This window comes from Clostridium lundense DSM 17049, from assembly GCF_000619945.1.
In the GTDB taxonomy this organism is placed as follows: domain Bacteria; phylum Bacillota; class Clostridia; order Clostridiales; family Clostridiaceae; genus Clostridium_AO; species Clostridium_AO lundense.
Genome location: NZ_JHVC01000010.1, coordinates 1 through 16302, shown reverse-complemented (window position 1 = coordinate 16302; position 16302 = coordinate 1). Strand labels below are relative to the sequence as shown.

Sequence of the window (16302 nt, the reverse complement as noted above, 5' to 3'; positions counted from 1 at the left end):
AGCTAACTAAACTAATTCTAGTATAACCATTTCTGCTCCATCGCCTCTTCTTGGGCCAACTTTATACATTCTAGTATATCCACCATTTCTTTCAGCGTATTTAGGAGCTATATTTTCAAATAAATTTTTAACTACTTCTTCTTCAGTTACAAATGCAAGTACCTGTCTTCTTGCATGTAAGTCTCCTCTTTTTCCAAGAGTTATCATTTTTTCAGCTAAATTCTTAGCTTCTTTTGCTCTTGTTACAGTAGTTTCTATTTTACCATTCTTTAAGAAACTAGTAACTAGATTTCTAAGCATTGCTCTTCTTTGGTCAGTTGGACGACCTAACTTACGATATCCTGCCATCTCTATACCTCCTTACGTTCCATGTAGTATTATAACTTATAAACTACTCTTCACTCTGTTTTAAACTTAATCCTAAAGCAGCAAGTTTCTGCTCAACTTCTTCAAGGGACTTTTTACCTAGGTTTCTAACCTTCATCATATCATCCATTGTTCTTTCAGTTAATTCCTGCACTGTATTTATACCAGCCCTCTTTAAGCAGTTATAACTTCTAACTGAAAGATCTAACTCTTCAATAGTCATTTCTAAAACTTTTTCTTTTTTATCTTCTTCTTTTTCTACCATGATTTCTACATTATTGGCATGGTCTGTTAAAGTCATAAATAACTTGAAGTGTTCTATTAGTATCTTAGCTGATAAGCTTACTGCTTCATCAGGCATTATTGTACCATTAGTCCATACTTCAAGAGTTAGTTTATCATAATCGGTAATCTGTCCTACCCTTGTATTTTCTACAGTAAAGTTAACCCTTTTTACAGGAGTATAAATTGAATCTACAGGGATAGTTCCTATTGGCAAACCTTCTACTTTATTTCTGTTTTGTGATACATAGCCTCTTCCTCTATTTACCGCTAACTCGATATAAAGCTTTCCATCTTCATCTAAGGTTGCTATATGTAAGTCCTTATTTATTACTTCCACATCGCCATCAGTTTTTATATCACCTGCTGTTACTTCACCAGGTCCTTTTGCATCTATATATACAGTTTTTGGACCTTCTCCGCTCATTTTTAAAGCTAGTAATTTAATATTTAATATTAATTCAGTAACATCTTCTTTTACACCTTTAACAGTAGAGAACTCATGTAATACATTCTCAATCTTTATAGAATTAACAGCAACTCCAGGTAATGAAGAAAGGAGTATTCTCCTTAATGCATTGCCTAGAGTAATTCCATATCCTCTTTCCAAGGGTTCTACAACAAACTTGCCATAGAAACCATCTTCAGCCATCTCTACACATTCTATTTTTGGCTTTTCAATTTCTAACATTCGGAACCCTCCTTTTTAATAATCTATTAGTTTACATTGAGGGCAACTGATTCTCACTTAACTGTTAGCTATTATTTACTGTATAACTCAACGATTAATGTTTCGTTTACAGGAACATCTATATCAGCTCTAGCTGGTTCGCTAACAACTTTTCCTTCAAAGTTTTCTGCATTTCCTGTTAACCAATTTGGTAATGTCTTTGGATTTTCAGCAAATGTTTTAAATTTTTCTGTTGCTCTGCTCTTCTCACATACAGTTACAACATCATTTACTGATAATATATATGAAGGAATATCTACTTTGTGGCCATTTACTAAGAAATGTCCATGAGTTACTAACTGTCTAGCTTCTTTTCTTGAATTACCGTATCCTAATCTGTAAGCTACGTTATCAAGTCTTAATTCAAGAAGTCTTAACAAGTTTTCACCTGTTATTCCTCTCATTCTATCAGCCTTTTCATAATAAGTTCTGAATTGGCCTTCTAAAACTCCATATATTCTTCTAGCCTTCTGTTTTTCTCTTAACTGTAATCCATAGTTAGAAAGCTTCTTTCTACTTTGTCCGTGCTGTCCAGGTGCATATCCTCTTCTTGAGAATGCACATTTATCTGTATAACATCTATCTCCTTTAAGGAATAGCTTTAATCCTTCTCTTCTACATAATCTACAAACTGCTCCAGTGTATCTTGCCATTTAAAATTACACCTCCTATTACTTAAAATTAGACTCTTCTTCTCTTTGGTGGTCTACAACCGTTATGTGGTATTGGAGTAACATCCTTTATTAGAGTTACTTCTAATCCAGCCGCTTGTAAAGATCTTATTGCAGCTTCTCTACCAGCTCCTGGTCCCTTTACATATACTTCAACGCTCTTTAAACCATGTTCCATTGCAACTTTTGCTGCTGTTTCAGCTGCCATCTGAGCTGCAAATGGAGTGCTCTTTCTTGATCCTCTAAAACCTAATCCACCAGCACTAGCCCATGATAATGTATTACCAGCAGTATCAGTTAATGTAACAATAGAATTATTAAAAGTTGACTTTATGTGTGCACTTCCGTGTTCAACATTTTTTCTTTCTTTTCTTCTTCTTGTTATCTTCTTACCTTTTGACCCAGCTGCCATCGTTTTCCCTCCTTAAATTAGTCTCTTACGCTTATTTCTTTTTCTTTGAACCAACTAATTTCTTTGGTCCTTTTCTTGTTCTAGCATTTGTCTTAGTTTTTTGACCTCTTACTGGAAGTCCTCTTCTATGTCTTATTCCTCTATAGCAACCAATTTCTATTAATCTCTTAATATCAAGAGCTATATCTCTTCTTAAATCACCTTCAACTATGAAGTTTTTATTTATATAATCTCTTAATGAATTAACTTCTTCTTCAGTTAAATCTTTAACTCTTGTATCAGGATTTACTCCTGTTTCTTTAAGGATTTTGTGTGAACTTGGTAATCCTATACCGAAAATGTAGGTTAGACCTATTTCTACTCTTTTTTCCTTTGGTAGGTCAACTCCTGCTATTCTTGCCATTAATATTACACCTCCTGAATATCTTTTTTATAGATAAAGGATTAAATCAATTTCTATAAAATATATATAAAGTTTCAGGCCATTAGGATTTTTTTAAATCCAAATGTCAGCCGCTCCTAAAACATATTAACCTTGTTTTTGTTTATGCTTTGGATTTTCACAGATAACCATTACTCTTCCTTTTCTTTTTATGACTTTACATTTTTCACATATAGGCTTAACTGATGGTCTTACTTTCATAGCTAACCCTCCTTATTACTTTGCTCTCCAAGTTATTCTTCCACGAGTTAAATCATATGGAGAAAGCTCCACTGTGACTTTATCACCTGGTAGTATTCTTATAAAATTCATTCTTAATTTTCCAGAAATATGAGCTAAAATTTTATGCCCACTTTCAAGTTCTACTTCAAACATAGCATTAGGTAAAGCTTCTAAAACAGTACCCTGCATTTCTATAACATCCTCTTTTGACATAAGGTCTCAAACCTCCTTATTCATGTCGTGAGACTGCAAAAATTTCCTGATTATCGAATTACTAACACTTTTATCTGCTAATAATTCATTTTTTATTTCATCAGCTACTACATTAGTAAAAACTAAATGCTTAACTTTCTTTTTCTTAGGTTTCTCAATAAACCTCAAACTGCCATCGGAAATATAAACATATTCTTCACTTAAAACGCCTACAACTATGAAGAATCTACCCTTATCTCTTCCTGTTTTAGAATAGACTACTTTACCAATTTGGCCATTATCTTTCAAGATTTTCACCTCTATTAAATCAATGTTAGTATTTCTGGGCCGTTATCCAAAATAGCAACTGTGTTTTCATAATGAGCTGATAAACTATTATCCCTAGTTACAACTGTCCATCCATTTGGTTTAACTTCAACATGATAATTTCCAACATTAACCATAGGTTCTATGGCCAAAACCATGCCTTTTATTAATTTAGGGCCTCTACCTGGTCTGCCAAAATTAGGAACCTCAGGATCTTCGTGCATTTCTTTGCCGATACCATGACCAACGTAGTCTCTAACAACAGAATATCCAAAACCTTCAACATACTGCTGAATTTCAGAAGAAATATCAGTTAATCTATTTCCTACCACAGCTTTTTTTACTCCAGTAAAAAAACTTTCCTTAGTTACCTGAATAAGCTTTGCTGCTTCTTCAGATATTTTTCCTACAGGAAATGTTCTGGCTGCATCTCCATGATATCCATTAAGAATTGCTCCACAATCGATACTTATTATATCTCCTTCTTGTAGAACAATGTCTTTTGATGGAATACCATGCACTACTTCATTATTTCTAGATGCACAGATCGAAGCTGGGAATCCATAATAACCCTTAAAAGATGGCTTAGCGCCTCTTTTAATAATAAATTCTTCTGCTATTTTATCCAATTCTGCAGTTGTTATTCCGGGTTTTACTGCCTCTTCAAGTTTTGCAAGGGTTTCTCCTACAACTTTACCTGCCTGTCTCATATATTCAATTTCTATATCATTTTTTATACCTATCATTATTTATCGCTCCCTAGGATATCGCAAATGCTATGAAACACTTCCTCAATCTCTTGAGTACCATCAACTGTACAAAGTGATTCTTTATTCTTATAATACTCAACTAGTGGTGCAGTCTGTTTTGAATACACATCTAATCTTTCTTTTACTGTTTCCTTAGTGTCATCTTTCCTTTGAATTAATTCTCCACCACACAAATCACATTTTCCTTCAGATTTTGAAGGGTTAAATTTAACATGGTAGCTAGCTCCACAATCTTTACACACTCTTCTGCCTGTCATTCTATCTAAAATAAATTCTTGAGGTACTTCTATTAATAGAGCACTATCAATTTTTGTACCTTGACTTTCTAAGAATTTATCTAGTGCTTCTGCTTGCTTTACTGTTCTAGGAAATCCATCTAATAAGAAACCATTCTTACAATCATCATTTTGTAATCTATCATTAACTATTTCTATAGTTAATTCATCTGGTACTAATTGACCTTTATCCATGTAGCTCTTAGCTTTAACTCCAAGGGGCGTTTTTTCTGATATATTTTTTCTAAAAATGTCACCTGTTGATATATGTGGTATGGAATATTTTCCGCTAATTAATTTAGCCTGTGTTCCTTTTCCAGCTCCCGGAGGACCTAGTAAAATTATCTTCAACCAAACCATCTCCAAATATATTATTACTTCAAGAATCCTTGATAATGTCTCATTATTAGTTGAGATTCTATTTGTCTTACAGCTTCAAGAGCTACTGATACCATAATTAATAAACTAGTACCTCCAAAAGATATTCCTTTAAACGGTGTACTTGATGCTACTATTATAGGAATAATTGTTATTATTCCAGCAAAAGTACCTCCAAGCACTGATATTCTTCCTAGTACTTTTTCTATATAGCTAGCAGTAGGCTCTCCTGGTCTTATTCCAGGTATAAATCCAGATGATTTATGCATATTCTCTGCCATTTCATCAGGTTTAAATGTAACTTCAGTATAAAACCAAGTAAAGAATATTATTAATAAAAAGTAGATTATAATATACTGCAAACTTCCTTCTTTAAAAGGACTATATTTGCTTCCTGTTATAAACAGATAGAACTTTGAATTAGGCCAAAATTGGCTTATTGTTACTGGGAAAAGCATAACTGACATTGCAAATATTATACCAATAACTCCTGAAGAGTTTACATTGATAGGAATATGTGTTGACTGCCCTTTATACATTTTTCCACCAACAGTTTTACCTGCATATTGTACAGGAATTCTTCTTTCTGCAAGACTCATCACAACTGCTGACAAGAATAATGCTAATGCCACAGCACTAAACATTATAACTTGAACAAAATTAACTTCTTCAGTCTTTTGAAGTGAAGAAAGTCCATATAACGTACTTGGAAATCTTGAAACAATATTCACAAATATTATAAGTGAAATACCATTTCCAATTCCATGTTCTGTAATCTTATCACCGAACCACATCAAAAACGTTGAGGCCGTTGTTAAGGTAAGTATTATTAACACCATATTAAGCTTAGACGTATCATTTAATGCTCCAGCTCTTACTATTATGAAATATGTACTAAAGCCTTGAAGAACAGCGAATACTATAGCAGCATATCTAGTATATTGCTGAATTTTCTTTCTACCTTCTTCTCCCTCTTTAGATAATTGTTCTAAAGAAGGTATGGCAATAGTTAAAAGCTGAAATATAATGGACGCGTTAATATAAGGAACTACACCCATTGCAAAGATGCTGAATTTACTAAACGCACCACCAGATAATATATCATAAAAGCTAAATAAGTTTCCGTTTGCTCCTTCTGTTAGTGCCTTTAACTTCATTTGGTCAATCCCTGGGACAAGAATAAAATTTCCCATCCTAAATAGGATTAACATTACAAAAGTAAAGACTATCCTTTTCTTTAAGTCAGGAACTTTCCAGGCATTACGTAGGGTTGATAACACCTTATATCACCTCAACTTTTCCTCCAGCCGCTTCTATCTTTTCAGCTGCTGCTTTAGAGAACTTTGTAGCCTTAACTGTTAAGTTCTTTTCTAAGTCGCCGTTTCCTAAAATCTTAACTCCATCATATATTTTCCCTATAATTCCTTTTTCCACTAATAATTCTGGAGTTACAATTGTTCCATTTTCAAATATATTTAATCTATCAACATTGATAGCTTCAAATCTTTTAGCAAATATATTAGTGAATCCTCTTTTAGGTAATCTTCTATATAAAGGCATCTGTCCGCCTTCGAAACCTGGTCTTACTCCGCCACCGGATCTAGCTTTCTGTCCCTTTTCACCTTTTCCTGCGTTTCTACCAAGTCCTGATCCAGTACCTCTACCTACTCTCTTTGGAGCTTTTCTTGAACCTTCTGCTGGTCTTAATTCATGAAGTTTCATATTTTACACCTCCTCTTACTGTAATTCTTCTACTTCTAAAAGATAACTTACTTTATTTATCATACCTCTGATTTGAGGAGTATCGTTCTGCTCAACTGTTTTTCCTATTGTCTTTAATCCAAGAGCATTAACAGTAGCTATGTGGTCTTTTTTTCTACCAATTATACTCTTCTTTAAAGTTATTTTAAGTTTAGCCAAGGCTATCCCTCCTAACCTAAAATCTCTTCAACGGTTTTGCCTCTTAGCTTAGCTATCTGCTCAGCTGTTCTTAATCTTGATAAACCGTTAATTGTAGCGTTAACCATGTTTCTTGGATTGTTAGAACCTAAAGATTTAGCTCTAACATCTTTAAGTCCTGCAAGTTCAAGTACGGCTCTTACTGGACCACCAGCTATAACTCCTGTACCTTCACTAGCAGTCATAAGAAGAACTCTTCCTGTTCCAAATTCTCCCTGTAAATCATGTGGTATTGTTGTTCCTACCATTGGTACTTCTACTAAGTTTTTCTTTGCATCTTCTATACCTTTTCTTATAGCTTCAGGTATTTCGATAGATTTTCCCATACCAACGCCTACATGGCCATTCTCATCTCCAACAACTACGAGGGCGCTGAATCTAAAGTTTCTACCACCTTTTACAACCTTAGCAACTCTATTTATAAATACAACTTTTTCTTTTAATTCCAAAGTGCTAGGATCTATTCTCATTTATTTCCCTCCTTTTTTAGAACTGTAAACCTGCTTCTCTTGCACCATCAGCAAGTTCTTTTATTCTTCCGTGATAAATGTATCCGCCTCTATCAAAAACAACTGCATTAATGCCTTTTTCTAATGCTTTTTTAGCTAATAATGCGCCTACTAATTTAGCACCTTCTTTGTTGCTTCCCATACCATCGAATTCTTTATCTAAACTTGATGCGGCAACTAAAGTTATACCATTAGCATCATCTATTATCTGAGCGTATATATTCTTTTCACTTCTATATACTGCAAGTCTTGGCATCTCTGGAGTTCCAGAAACTTTTTTACGAACTCTTAAGTGACGTTTAACTCTTAATTTTTTTCTGTCCTGTTTATTAAACATAGAGACTCACTCCTTTCTTAATTATTTATTTTTTACCAGTTTTACCTTCCTTACGTCTGATAACTTCATCAACGTATTTAATACCTTTTCCTTTGTAAGGTTCAGGTTTTCTCCATGTTCTTATATCAGCTGCTACACTTCCTACTACTTCTTTGTCAATACCCATAACGTGTATTTTATTAGCACCTTCAAGCTGGAAGTCTACGCCTTCAACTGGATTTATTTCAACTGGATGTGAGAATCCAAGATTTAATACTAATTTTTTTCCTTGTAACTGGGCTCTATAACCTACACCAACTAATTCTAATGTTTTCTTATATCCTTCAGTTACTCCTAAAACCATATTATTTATTAATGCTCTTGTTAATCCATGAAGAGCTCTATTTTCTTTTTGATCATTATTTCTTGTAACTACTACTGAATTACTTTCAACAGCTATGTTAATAGCAGGATGCATATTCTTTGTAAGTTGACCTTTTGGTCCCTTAACAGTAACAACGTTGTCTGGTGTTACTGTAACTGTTACACCATTTGGTATAGCTATTGGAAGTCTTCCTATTCTTGACATGATTACACCTCCTGTTCCTTCATTACCAAATATAACAAAGTACTTCTCCACCTACTGATAATTTTCTTGCTTCTTTATCTGTTACTATTCCTTTTGAAGTGGATATGATTGCAACTCCTAAACCATTTAAAACCTTAGGAATTTCCTCTGTTCTGCAATATACTCTTAAACCTGGTTTTGATATTCTTTTTAAGCCAGTTATAACTCTTTCTTTATTCTGACCATATTTCATTGTTAATTTTAACATTGGAACTGAACCATCATTGTATTCCTCAATGTCTTTTATATATCCTTCTTGAAGCATTATATTTGCAACAGCCTTCTTTATATTTGAAGAAGGTACTTCTACTGTTTCATGTCTAACTATATTAGCATTTCTAATACGTGTTAGTAAATCTGCGATTGGGTCAGTCATTACCATATCTATGTGCCTCCTTTCCTATAACAAATTACCAACTTGCTTTCTTACATCCAGGTATTTCACCTTTGTATGCAAGTTCTCTAAAACAAATACGGCATATACCGAACTTCTTTAAAACGGAATGTGGTCTTCCACAAATTCTACATCTTGTGTAAGCTCTTGTTGAATATTTTGGTTCTTTTTTCCACTTTTCTATTAAAGCCTTACGTGCCACAATTTTCCCTCCTTATTATTGAGCAAATGGCATTCCAAGGAATCTTAATAACTCTCTTGCTTCCTCGTCAGTCTTTGCAGTAGTAACAAATATTATATCCATACCTCTTACTTTATCAATTTTGTCGTATTCAATTTCAGGGAATATAAGTTGTTCTTTTACTCCTAAAGAATAGTTTCCTCTACCGTCAAAAGACTTATCTGAAATTCCTCTAAAATCTCTTACTCTTGGTAGTGCAACATTCATTAACTTATCTGCAAACTCATACATCTTTTGTTTTCTTAAAGTAACTTTACATCCGATTGGCATATTCTCTCTTATTTTAAAGTTAGCTATTGATTTTTTAGCTCTTGTTAATACAGGTTTTTGTCCTGTAATAATGCTTAAATCACTTACTGCTGATTCTAATATTTTTTGATTTTCTTTAGCTTCTCCAACACCCATGTTGATAACTATCTTTTCAAGTTTTGGAACTTCCATTATATTTTTATATCCGAACTTTTCCATTAAAGCTGGAATTACTTCTTTTTCGTATTTTTCCTGTAATCTTGGAATCATTAGTTGGACCTCCTTTCAAGATTAGAATGTTTCTCCGCACTTTTTACAAACTCTTACTTTAGTTCCGTCATCTAATATCTTATGACTAATTCTTGTTACTGATTTACATTTTGTACAGTATAACATAACTTTTGAGCTATATATAGGTGCTTCTTTATGAACAATTCCACCTTGCATATTTTCTCTATTTGGTTTCTGGTGTTTAGTAACTACGTTAACACCTTTAACTAATACTTTATTATGCTTAGGGAATACGCTTAAAACTTCACCTATTTTTCCCTTATCTTTTCCGGATATAACCATTACTGTATCCTTTTTTCTAACATGTACTTTATTCTGCATTTAAGCCACCTCCCTATCTTATAGAACTTCAGGTGCTAGTGATAATATTTTTGTAAAATCTTTATCTCTTAGCTCCCTTGCAACAGGTCCGAAGATACGAGTTCCTTTTGGCTGTTTATCATCTTTTATTATAACAGCGGCATTCTCATCAAATCTGATGTATGAACCATCTGCTCTTCTTAAACCTTTTACAGATCTTACAACTACTGCCTTAACAACATCGCCTTTTTTAACAACACCGCCTGGTGTTGCACTTTTAACGCTAGCAACTATTATATCTCCGATGTTACCCCATTTTCTCTTGGAACCACCTAGTACTCTTATACACATAATTTCTTTAGCACCAGAGTTATCTGCAACTCTTAGCATAGTTTGCTGCTGAATCATTAAAATACCCTCCTTTCAGCTTTCTAACACTATTTAGCTTTTTCAACGATTTCCACAATTCTCCATCTCTTATCCTTTGATAGAGGTCTTGTTTCCATTATTAAAACTCTATCGTTAACTTTAGCTTCGTTATTTTCATCATGAGCTTTAAACTTTGTTGTTCTGTTTACAGTTTTTCCGTATAGTGGATGGCGAACCTTAGTTTCAACTGCAACAACAACAGTTTTATCCATTTTATCAGAAACAACTTTACCTATTCTTGTCTTTCTATTTGCTCTTTCCACAGGACAAACCTCCCTTCAATTTTACTGCTCAAAGTTCCTTAGTTCTTCTTCTCTAAGGATGGTCTTAATCTGGGCTATAGATTTCTTTACTTCTCTTATTCTCATTGGGTTTTCTAATTGACCAGTAGCTAACTGAAATCTAAGGTTAAATAATTCGCCCTTAAGATCATTTAATTTACCTGTTAAATCTTGAGGACTACTTTTTCTTAATTCCTGTAATTCTCTAGCCTTCATTGATTTCACCACCCATTTCTTCAAAATCTGATCTCTTAACAAACTTTGTTGATACTGGAAGTTTATGTGCAGCAAGTCTCATAGCTTCTCTTGCAACCTTTTCATCAACACCTGTTAATTCAAATAATACCCTACCAGGCTTTACAACTGCTACCCAGTATTCTGGTGATCCTTTACCGGAACCCATACGTGTTTCAGCAGGTTTTTCAGTAACTGGTTTGTCTGGGAAAATCTTTATCCAAAGTTTTCCTCCTCTTTTTATATATCTATTAATAGCTATTCTGGCAGATTCTATCTGATTACTTGTAATCCATCCGCATTCTGTAGCTTGAATACCAAAATCACCATATGCTATAAAGTTACCTCTTGTAGCCTTACCTTTCATTCTGCCACGTTGTACCTTACGATGTTTAACTCTTTTAGGCATTAACATGTCATATTCCTCCTTCCTTATGCATTAACTTCTTCCTTTATTTCTTTCTTAGCTGGAAGAACTTCACCTCTATATACCCATACTTTTACTCCAATTTTTCCATATGTAGTATCAGCTTCTGCAAAGCCGTAATCTATATCAGCTCTTAAAGTCTGTAGAGGAATTGTTCCTTCATGATACTGTTCTGTTCTAGCAATATCAGCTCCGCCAAGTCTTCCTGAACAAGAAGTCTTAACTCCCTTAACTCCTGATTTCATTGCTCTTTGAATTGTTTGTTTCATAGCTCTTCTGAATGATATTCTCTTTTCAAGCTGTTGAGCTACGTTTTCTGCCATTAACTGTGCATTAGTTTCTGGTGCTTTAACTTCTACAATGTTTATTAAAACATTTTTATCATCTTTAACTAAAGTTAAAAGTTCCTTCTTTAAAGCGTCAATTCCTTGACCGCCTTTTCCGATTATCATACCTGGTTTAGCAGTGTATATATTTAGCTTTACTCTCTTTGCAGCTCTTTCGATTTCAATTTTTGAAACTCCAGCTGAGTAAGCTTTATTCTTTACATATTCTCTTATAAGATTATCTTCAACTAAATTATCTGCAAAATTCTTCTTATCAGCATACCACTTAGCATCCCAATCTTTTATAACTCCAACTCTTAAGCCGTGTGGATGTACTTTCTGTCCCATCTATTTCCCTCCTTCTTTTAAGCTCTTTCCTTAACAACTAAAGTAACATGACTAGTTCTTTTGTTTATTCTAAACGCTCTACCTTGTGCATGTGGCTGAAATCTTTTTAATATTGGTCCTTCACAAGCGTAAGCTTCAGCAACGTATAATCTATTTGTATCTAAATTTAAATTATTTTCAGCGTTAGCTACAGCTGACTTTAAAACCTTATTAACTACTACAGCCGCATCTTTTGGTGTATATTGTAATATTGCAAAAGCCTCATTTACATTTTTACCTCTTATTAAATCAAGAACGATCCCTATTTTCATTGAGGACATTCTCACATACTTAGCTATTGCTTTAGCTTCCATTGACTATTACCTCCTTCCTGCACTATCTTGAGCCAGATGACTTTTCTGTCTTATCTACATGGCCTTTAAATGTTCTAGTTAATACGAACTCTCCTAATTTATGTCCAACCATGTCTTCTGAAATATATACAGGAACATGTTTTCTTCCATCATGTACAGCTATAGTGTGGCCTATCATCTGTGGAAAAATAGTTGAACTTCTTGACCATGTCTTTATTACTTTCTTTTCACCAATTTTATTCATCTCGTTTATTTTCTTTAAAAGCCCTTCATGAACAAAAGGTCCTTTTTTAATGGATCTACTCAACTTAATTGGCCTCCCTTCATATAAACCTTATTAACAACTATTGAAGAGAATAGAGATATTCTCTTCAAATTAGTCATTTCTTCTCTTAATAATAAATCTATCAGAGTATTTTTTATGCTTTCTTGTCTTGTATCCAAGAGCTGGTTTACCCCATGGAGTAAGTGGACCTGGGTGTCCAATTGGTGATCTACCTTCACCACCACCATGTGGATGGTCATTAGGATTCATTACAGAACCTCTAACTGTAGGTCTGAAGCCCATGTGTCTCTTTCTACCAGCTTTACCAATATTAACAATTTCACTTGTTAAGTTTGAAACTGTTCCTATTGTTGCTCTGCATTCTATTCTTACATATCTCATTTCACCACTTGGAAGTCTTAATGTTGCATAATCGCCTTCTTTAGCCATTAACTGAGCTGAACTTCCAGCTGATCTAACAAGCTGAGCACCTTTACCTTTTGATAATTCTATGTTGTGAACGAATGTACCAACTGGTATGTTCTTAAGTGGAAGACAGTTTCCAACCTTTATATCTGATTCTGGACCTGAGTAAACTGTATCTCCAACTTTTAATCCGTCTGGAGCTATGATATATCTCTTTTCTCCATCGGCATAAACAACAAGTGCTATGAATGCTGTTCTATTTGGATCGTATTCTACTGTAGCAACTTTTGCTGGAATACCATCCTTATCTCTCTTAAAATCTATTAATCTATATTTTCTCTTAGCTCCGCCACCACGATGACGAACAGTTATTTTACCATTATTATTTCTACCACCAGTATTTTTTAATGCTACTAGAAGTGACTTTTCTGGTGAATCTGTTGTGATTTCACTATATGTACATACAGTCATCTGTCTTCTAGCAGGGGTAGTAGGTTTAAAACCTTTAACAGCCATTTTGTTACCTCCTTATCTTGAGCTTATCTGGCTTACAACCAATAGCGCTTTATTTATATTCACTAGAGATTACATTCCTTCAAAGAACTCAATAGCTTTGCTACCTTCAGTTAATTTAATGATAGCTTTTTTGTAATCTGGTCTTTTTCCGAAATGAACTCCTACTCTTTTGTTTTTTCCTAAGTAGTTTGCAGTTTTTACTTCAGCAACTTCTACTCCGAAAACTTCTTCTATAGCTTTTCTTATCTGGCACTTATTTACATGCTTATCAACGATAAAGGTGTATTTCTTATCAGTCATAGAAGCCATACTCTTTTCAGTTATAACAGGTCTTCTGATTATATCATAATTTGTTAGCTTCATTATGCATACACCTCCTCAATCTTTGATACAGCATCTTTAGTTACTATAAACTTTTCATACTTTAAAATGTCATAAACATTTAAGTTATTAACAGGAAGTACACATACTCCCTCAATATTTCTTGCTGATTTATATACATTTTCATTTGAGTCAGCAGTAACTATTAATGTTTTATTAGCATTTAAAGCTTTTAACATTTTAACTACTTCTTTTGTCTTAGGAGCATCTAATTCAAGACTTTCTAAAACTATTAATTGATTGTCTTGTACTTTTGATGTAAGAGCTGATTTCATTGCAACTCTTCTCATTGACTTTGGAATTGATACTCTATAATCTCTTGGCTTTGGTGCAAATACTATACCACCATGTATCCATTGAGGTGATCTTGTAGAACCTTGTCTTGCTCTACCAGTTCCCTTCTGTCTCCAAGGTTTTATTCCACCACCAGAAACTTCAGCTCTTGTTTTTGCTGATTGAGTTCCCTGTCTTTTATTTGCTAACTGTGCTACAACTACTTGATGTAAAGCATACTGATTAACTTCAACACCAAATACGTTATCTGCAAGCTGGATATCCCCAACTTTTTGTCCTTCTTTATTAAATAATCCTACTGTAGACATCCTGTATCCTCCTTTCTACAGAAAATTAAGCTTTTACTGAATTTCTTATTACTACAAAACCTTTATTTGGTCCTGGTACTCCACCTTTAATTAAAATTAGGTTCTTTTCTGCAATTACTTTTGCAACTTCTAAATTTAATACAGTTGTATTTACATTACCCATATGTCCAGGCATCTTTTTATTTTTGAAAGTTCTTGATGGATCTGATGAACCACCCATTGAACCAACTGCTCTATGGAATTTAGAACCGTGTGTCATAGGTCCTCTGTGTCCATTCCATCTCTTTATTGTACCCTGGAATCCCTTACCTTTAGAAACTCCTGATACATCAACTTTTTCTCCTAATTGGAACATATCTACTTTTATTTCCTGTCCAACTTGATATTCATTTGAATTTTCAAGTTTGAACTCTTTAAGCATTCTCTTAAATTCAACACCTGCTTTAGCAAAGTGTCCTTTTAATGGCTTATTAACTAATTTTTCTTTTATTGTTCCAAAGCCAATCTGTATTGCTTCATATCCATCTTTTTCTGTAGTTTTTTTCTGAACAACTACACATGGACCTGCTTCAATAACAGTAACAGGAACTACTCTATTATTCTCATCGAATATCTGTGTCATACCAAGCTTTTTACCTATTATAGCTTTTTTCATTGTTCTCTACACCTCCTCAACATATTAGCGGACCACATTGCGGTCATAATAGTTCGTAATAGGTCAATCTATTACAATTATAATTTTATTTCAATGTCAACACCTGCTGGTAAATCTAATCTCATTAATGAATCTACAGTCTTTGGTGAAGGACTGATTATGTCTATTAATCTCTTATGTGTTCTGATTTCAAACTGCTCTCTTGAATCTTTATATTTATGTGGAGCTCTTAAAACTGTTATTACATCTTTTTCTGTTGGTAGTGGAACTGGTCCTGCTACCTTTGCTCCTGATGATTTTGCAGTTTCTACAATTTTTTCAGCTGATTGATCTAATATTGTATGATCAAACGCCTTTAATCTTATTCTTATTTTTTGTTTTGCCATTTTAGTTTCCCTCCTTTTTCCTGCATGCTTTACTTCATACGCACAACAGCGGATGTATTCTGTAAACTGTTCCTGGTGTTGCATTATGTAAAACGCAAAAAACACCACACAGAATAACCGTCGCTTGGTTCAAGACCATAGCTCACTCAGTCAAGAATTACCCGGAAGCCCGGCAACCTCTTGCCTCATCGCCGTTACCATATTACAACTTCTATAGTATACAATATTTTTTTTAATTTGACAAGTAGTTTTTTATTTTACTTTTATTTATTATATTGCTTATACTAAACTTTTTATAAATTGTACAATTTATAACATATATTTTGTAAAAAAGAAGAGTGAGAGTCACTCTTCTTTTTTACATCATATCAGGAAATACATTCTATAAAATGTATTATTCAACTATAGTAGTAACAACTCCTGAACCAACTGTTCTTCCGCCTTCTCTTATAGCGAATCTTAATCCTTCATCCATTGCGATTGGAGTGATTAATTCAACATCCATATCAATGTGGTCTCCAGGCATTACCATTTCTGTTCCTTCTGGTAATTTGATTGATCCTGTAACGTCTGTTGTTCTGAAGTAGAACTGTGGTCTATATCCGTTAAAGAATGGAGTGTGTCTTCCACCTTCTTCTTTCTTTAATACGTATACCTGACCTACAAATTTCTTGTGTGGGTGTACTGATCCTGGTGCTGCTAATACCTGACCTCTTTCG

Annotated in this window: 33 protein-coding genes; all 33 read right to left on the bottom strand. The window is 33.9% G+C overall.

Going from position 1 to position 16302, the window contains the following annotated elements:
- Positions 1 to 6 precede the first annotated feature (6 nt).
- The gene (gene rplQ, locus T514_RS0112625) at positions 7 to 348 is read right to left on the bottom strand and encodes a 50S ribosomal protein L17 (protein ID WP_027625106.1); all 342 of its coding nucleotides are present in this window, start codon (positions 346 to 348) and stop codon (positions 7 to 9) included.
- A 43-nt stretch (positions 349 to 391) separates the two neighbouring features.
- The gene (locus T514_RS0112620) at positions 392 to 1339 is read right to left on the bottom strand and encodes a DNA-directed RNA polymerase subunit alpha (protein ID WP_027625105.1); all 948 of its coding nucleotides are present in this window, start codon (positions 1337 to 1339) and stop codon (positions 392 to 394) included.
- Between the two features lie 71 nt (positions 1340 to 1410).
- Positions 1411 to 2031 (bottom strand): 30S ribosomal protein S4, encoded by a 621-nt coding sequence (gene rpsD / locus T514_RS0112615; RefSeq protein WP_027625104.1) that lies wholly within the window; start codon positions 2029 to 2031, stop codon positions 1411 to 1413.
- A 28-nt stretch (positions 2032 to 2059) separates the two neighbouring features.
- Positions 2060 to 2461 carry a 30S ribosomal protein S11 gene (rpsK, locus tag T514_RS0112610; protein ID WP_027625103.1) on the bottom strand — a complete coding sequence of 134 codons (402 nt, stop codon included), beginning with the start codon at positions 2459 to 2461 and terminating at the stop codon, positions 2060 to 2062.
- A 31-nt stretch (positions 2462 to 2492) separates the two neighbouring features.
- The gene (gene rpsM, locus T514_RS0112605) at positions 2493 to 2864 is read right to left on the bottom strand and encodes a 30S ribosomal protein S13 (protein WP_027625102.1); all 372 of its coding nucleotides are present in this window, start codon (positions 2862 to 2864) and stop codon (positions 2493 to 2495) included.
- Positions 2865 to 2990: 126 nt separating this feature from the next.
- Positions 2991 to 3104: a 50S ribosomal protein L36 gene (rpmJ, locus tag T514_RS0112600; RefSeq protein ID WP_003373491.1), complete on the bottom strand. Its 114-nt coding sequence runs from the start codon at positions 3102 to 3104 to the stop codon at positions 2991 to 2993.
- Between the two features lie 15 nt (positions 3105 to 3119).
- On the bottom strand, positions 3120 to 3338 hold the full coding sequence (infA, locus tag T514_RS0112595) for a translation initiation factor IF-1 (RefSeq protein ID WP_027625101.1): 219 nt from the start codon (positions 3336 to 3338) through the stop codon (positions 3120 to 3122).
- Between the two features lie 6 nt (positions 3339 to 3344).
- The gene (locus tag T514_RS0112590) at positions 3345 to 3626 is read right to left on the bottom strand and encodes a KOW domain-containing RNA-binding protein (RefSeq protein WP_027625100.1); all 282 of its coding nucleotides are present in this window, start codon (positions 3624 to 3626) and stop codon (positions 3345 to 3347) included.
- A 14-nt stretch (positions 3627 to 3640) separates the two neighbouring features.
- Complete coding sequence (gene map / locus T514_RS0112585) at positions 3641 to 4390, bottom strand: type I methionyl aminopeptidase (RefSeq protein WP_027625099.1); 750 nt, start codon at positions 4388 to 4390, stop codon at positions 3641 to 3643.
- Positions 4390 to 5040, bottom strand: coding sequence for an adenylate kinase (locus tag T514_RS0112580; protein ID WP_027625098.1), 651 nt, complete (start codon positions 5038 to 5040; stop codon positions 4390 to 4392). Before T514_RS0112580 ends, map begins: the two co-directional genes overlap by 1 nt.
- Positions 5041 to 5063: 23 nt before the next feature.
- Positions 5064 to 6347 (bottom strand): preprotein translocase subunit SecY, encoded by a 1284-nt coding sequence (gene secY / locus T514_RS0112575; protein WP_027625097.1) that lies wholly within the window; start codon positions 6345 to 6347, stop codon positions 5064 to 5066.
- A gap of 1 nt (position 6348) precedes the next feature.
- Entirely contained in the window at positions 6349 to 6789 is a 441-nt protein-coding gene (gene rplO / locus T514_RS0112570) for a 50S ribosomal protein L15 (protein WP_027625096.1), read from the bottom strand.
- Between the two features lie 15 nt (positions 6790 to 6804).
- Entirely contained in the window at positions 6805 to 6987 is a 183-nt protein-coding gene (gene rpmD, locus T514_RS0112565) for a 50S ribosomal protein L30 (RefSeq protein ID WP_027625095.1), read from the bottom strand.
- A gap of 11 nt (positions 6988 to 6998) precedes the next feature.
- Positions 6999 to 7496 carry a 30S ribosomal protein S5 gene (gene rpsE, locus T514_RS0112560; protein ID WP_027625094.1) on the bottom strand — a complete coding sequence of 166 codons (498 nt, stop codon included), beginning with the start codon at positions 7494 to 7496 and terminating at the stop codon, positions 6999 to 7001.
- 16 nt (positions 7497 to 7512) lie between these two features.
- On the bottom strand, positions 7513 to 7872 hold the full coding sequence (gene rplR / locus T514_RS0112555) for a 50S ribosomal protein L18 (protein ID WP_027625093.1): 360 nt from the start codon (positions 7870 to 7872) through the stop codon (positions 7513 to 7515).
- Positions 7873 to 7897: 25 nt separating this feature from the next.
- Positions 7898 to 8440 carry a 50S ribosomal protein L6 gene (gene rplF / locus T514_RS0112550; protein ID WP_027625092.1) on the bottom strand — a complete coding sequence of 181 codons (543 nt, stop codon included), beginning with the start codon at positions 8438 to 8440 and terminating at the stop codon, positions 7898 to 7900.
- Positions 8441 to 8462: 22 nt separating this feature from the next.
- On the bottom strand, positions 8463 to 8861 hold the full coding sequence (rpsH, locus tag T514_RS0112545; RefSeq protein ID WP_027625091.1) for a 30S ribosomal protein S8: 399 nt from the start codon (positions 8859 to 8861) through the stop codon (positions 8463 to 8465).
- Positions 8862 to 8889: 28 nt separating this feature from the next.
- A complete protein-coding gene (locus T514_RS0112540; protein ID WP_027625090.1) occupies positions 8890 to 9075 on the bottom strand; it encodes a type Z 30S ribosomal protein S14 in 186 nt (61 codons plus the stop codon).
- Positions 9076 to 9090: 15 nt separating this feature from the next.
- Positions 9091 to 9633, bottom strand: a complete 543-nt coding sequence (gene rplE / locus T514_RS0112535) for a 50S ribosomal protein L5 (RefSeq protein ID WP_034869054.1) — start codon at positions 9631 to 9633, stop codon at positions 9091 to 9093.
- Between the two features lie 21 nt (positions 9634 to 9654).
- Positions 9655 to 9975, bottom strand: a complete 321-nt coding sequence (rplX, locus tag T514_RS0112530; RefSeq protein WP_027625088.1) for a 50S ribosomal protein L24 — start codon at positions 9973 to 9975, stop codon at positions 9655 to 9657.
- 18 nt (positions 9976 to 9993) lie between these two features.
- Positions 9994 to 10362: a 50S ribosomal protein L14 gene (rplN, locus tag T514_RS0112525; RefSeq protein ID WP_027625087.1), complete on the bottom strand. Its 369-nt coding sequence runs from the start codon at positions 10360 to 10362 to the stop codon at positions 9994 to 9996.
- A gap of 29 nt (positions 10363 to 10391) precedes the next feature.
- Complete coding sequence (gene rpsQ, locus T514_RS0112520) at positions 10392 to 10646, bottom strand: 30S ribosomal protein S17 (RefSeq protein WP_027625086.1); 255 nt, start codon at positions 10644 to 10646, stop codon at positions 10392 to 10394.
- 21 nt (positions 10647 to 10667) lie between these two features.
- A complete protein-coding gene (gene rpmC, locus T514_RS0112515; protein ID WP_027625085.1) occupies positions 10668 to 10880 on the bottom strand; it encodes a 50S ribosomal protein L29 in 213 nt (70 codons plus the stop codon).
- Positions 10870 to 11313 (bottom strand): 50S ribosomal protein L16, encoded by a 444-nt coding sequence (gene rplP / locus T514_RS0112510; RefSeq protein ID WP_027625084.1) that lies wholly within the window; start codon positions 11311 to 11313, stop codon positions 10870 to 10872. Before rplP ends, rpmC begins: the two co-directional genes overlap by 11 nt.
- A gap of 17 nt (positions 11314 to 11330) precedes the next feature.
- Positions 11331 to 11999: a 30S ribosomal protein S3 gene (rpsC, locus tag T514_RS0112505; RefSeq protein WP_027625083.1), complete on the bottom strand. Its 669-nt coding sequence runs from the start codon at positions 11997 to 11999 to the stop codon at positions 11331 to 11333.
- 17 nt (positions 12000 to 12016) lie between these two features.
- Positions 12017 to 12352 carry a 50S ribosomal protein L22 gene (rplV, locus tag T514_RS0112500; protein WP_027625082.1) on the bottom strand — a complete coding sequence of 112 codons (336 nt, stop codon included), beginning with the start codon at positions 12350 to 12352 and terminating at the stop codon, positions 12017 to 12019.
- A 22-nt stretch (positions 12353 to 12374) separates the two neighbouring features.
- Positions 12375 to 12659, bottom strand: coding sequence for a 30S ribosomal protein S19 (gene rpsS / locus T514_RS0112495; protein ID WP_027625081.1), 285 nt, complete (start codon positions 12657 to 12659; stop codon positions 12375 to 12377).
- 69 nt (positions 12660 to 12728) lie between these two features.
- Positions 12729 to 13559 carry a 50S ribosomal protein L2 gene (rplB, locus tag T514_RS0112490; RefSeq protein ID WP_027625080.1) on the bottom strand — a complete coding sequence of 277 codons (831 nt, stop codon included), beginning with the start codon at positions 13557 to 13559 and terminating at the stop codon, positions 12729 to 12731.
- Between the two features lie 69 nt (positions 13560 to 13628).
- Entirely contained in the window at positions 13629 to 13922 is a 294-nt protein-coding gene (gene rplW, locus T514_RS0112485) for a 50S ribosomal protein L23 (protein WP_027625079.1), read from the bottom strand.
- Entirely contained in the window at positions 13922 to 14542 is a 621-nt protein-coding gene (gene rplD, locus T514_RS0112480; RefSeq protein WP_027625078.1) for a 50S ribosomal protein L4, read from the bottom strand. The genes rplW and rplD overlap by 1 nt, the downstream gene beginning before the upstream one ends.
- 25 nt (positions 14543 to 14567) lie before the next feature.
- On the bottom strand, positions 14568 to 15197 hold the full coding sequence (rplC, locus tag T514_RS0112475) for a 50S ribosomal protein L3 (RefSeq protein WP_027625077.1): 630 nt from the start codon (positions 15195 to 15197) through the stop codon (positions 14568 to 14570).
- A 77-nt stretch (positions 15198 to 15274) separates the two neighbouring features.
- Positions 15275 to 15583 carry a 30S ribosomal protein S10 gene (gene rpsJ, locus T514_RS0112470; protein WP_027625076.1) on the bottom strand — a complete coding sequence of 103 codons (309 nt, stop codon included), beginning with the start codon at positions 15581 to 15583 and terminating at the stop codon, positions 15275 to 15277.
- Between the two features lie 394 nt (positions 15584 to 15977).
- Positions 15978 to 16302 (bottom strand): EF-Tu C-terminal domain-related protein (locus T514_RS24560; protein ID WP_034869051.1); only part of this gene is annotated, 325 nt, incomplete at its 5' end.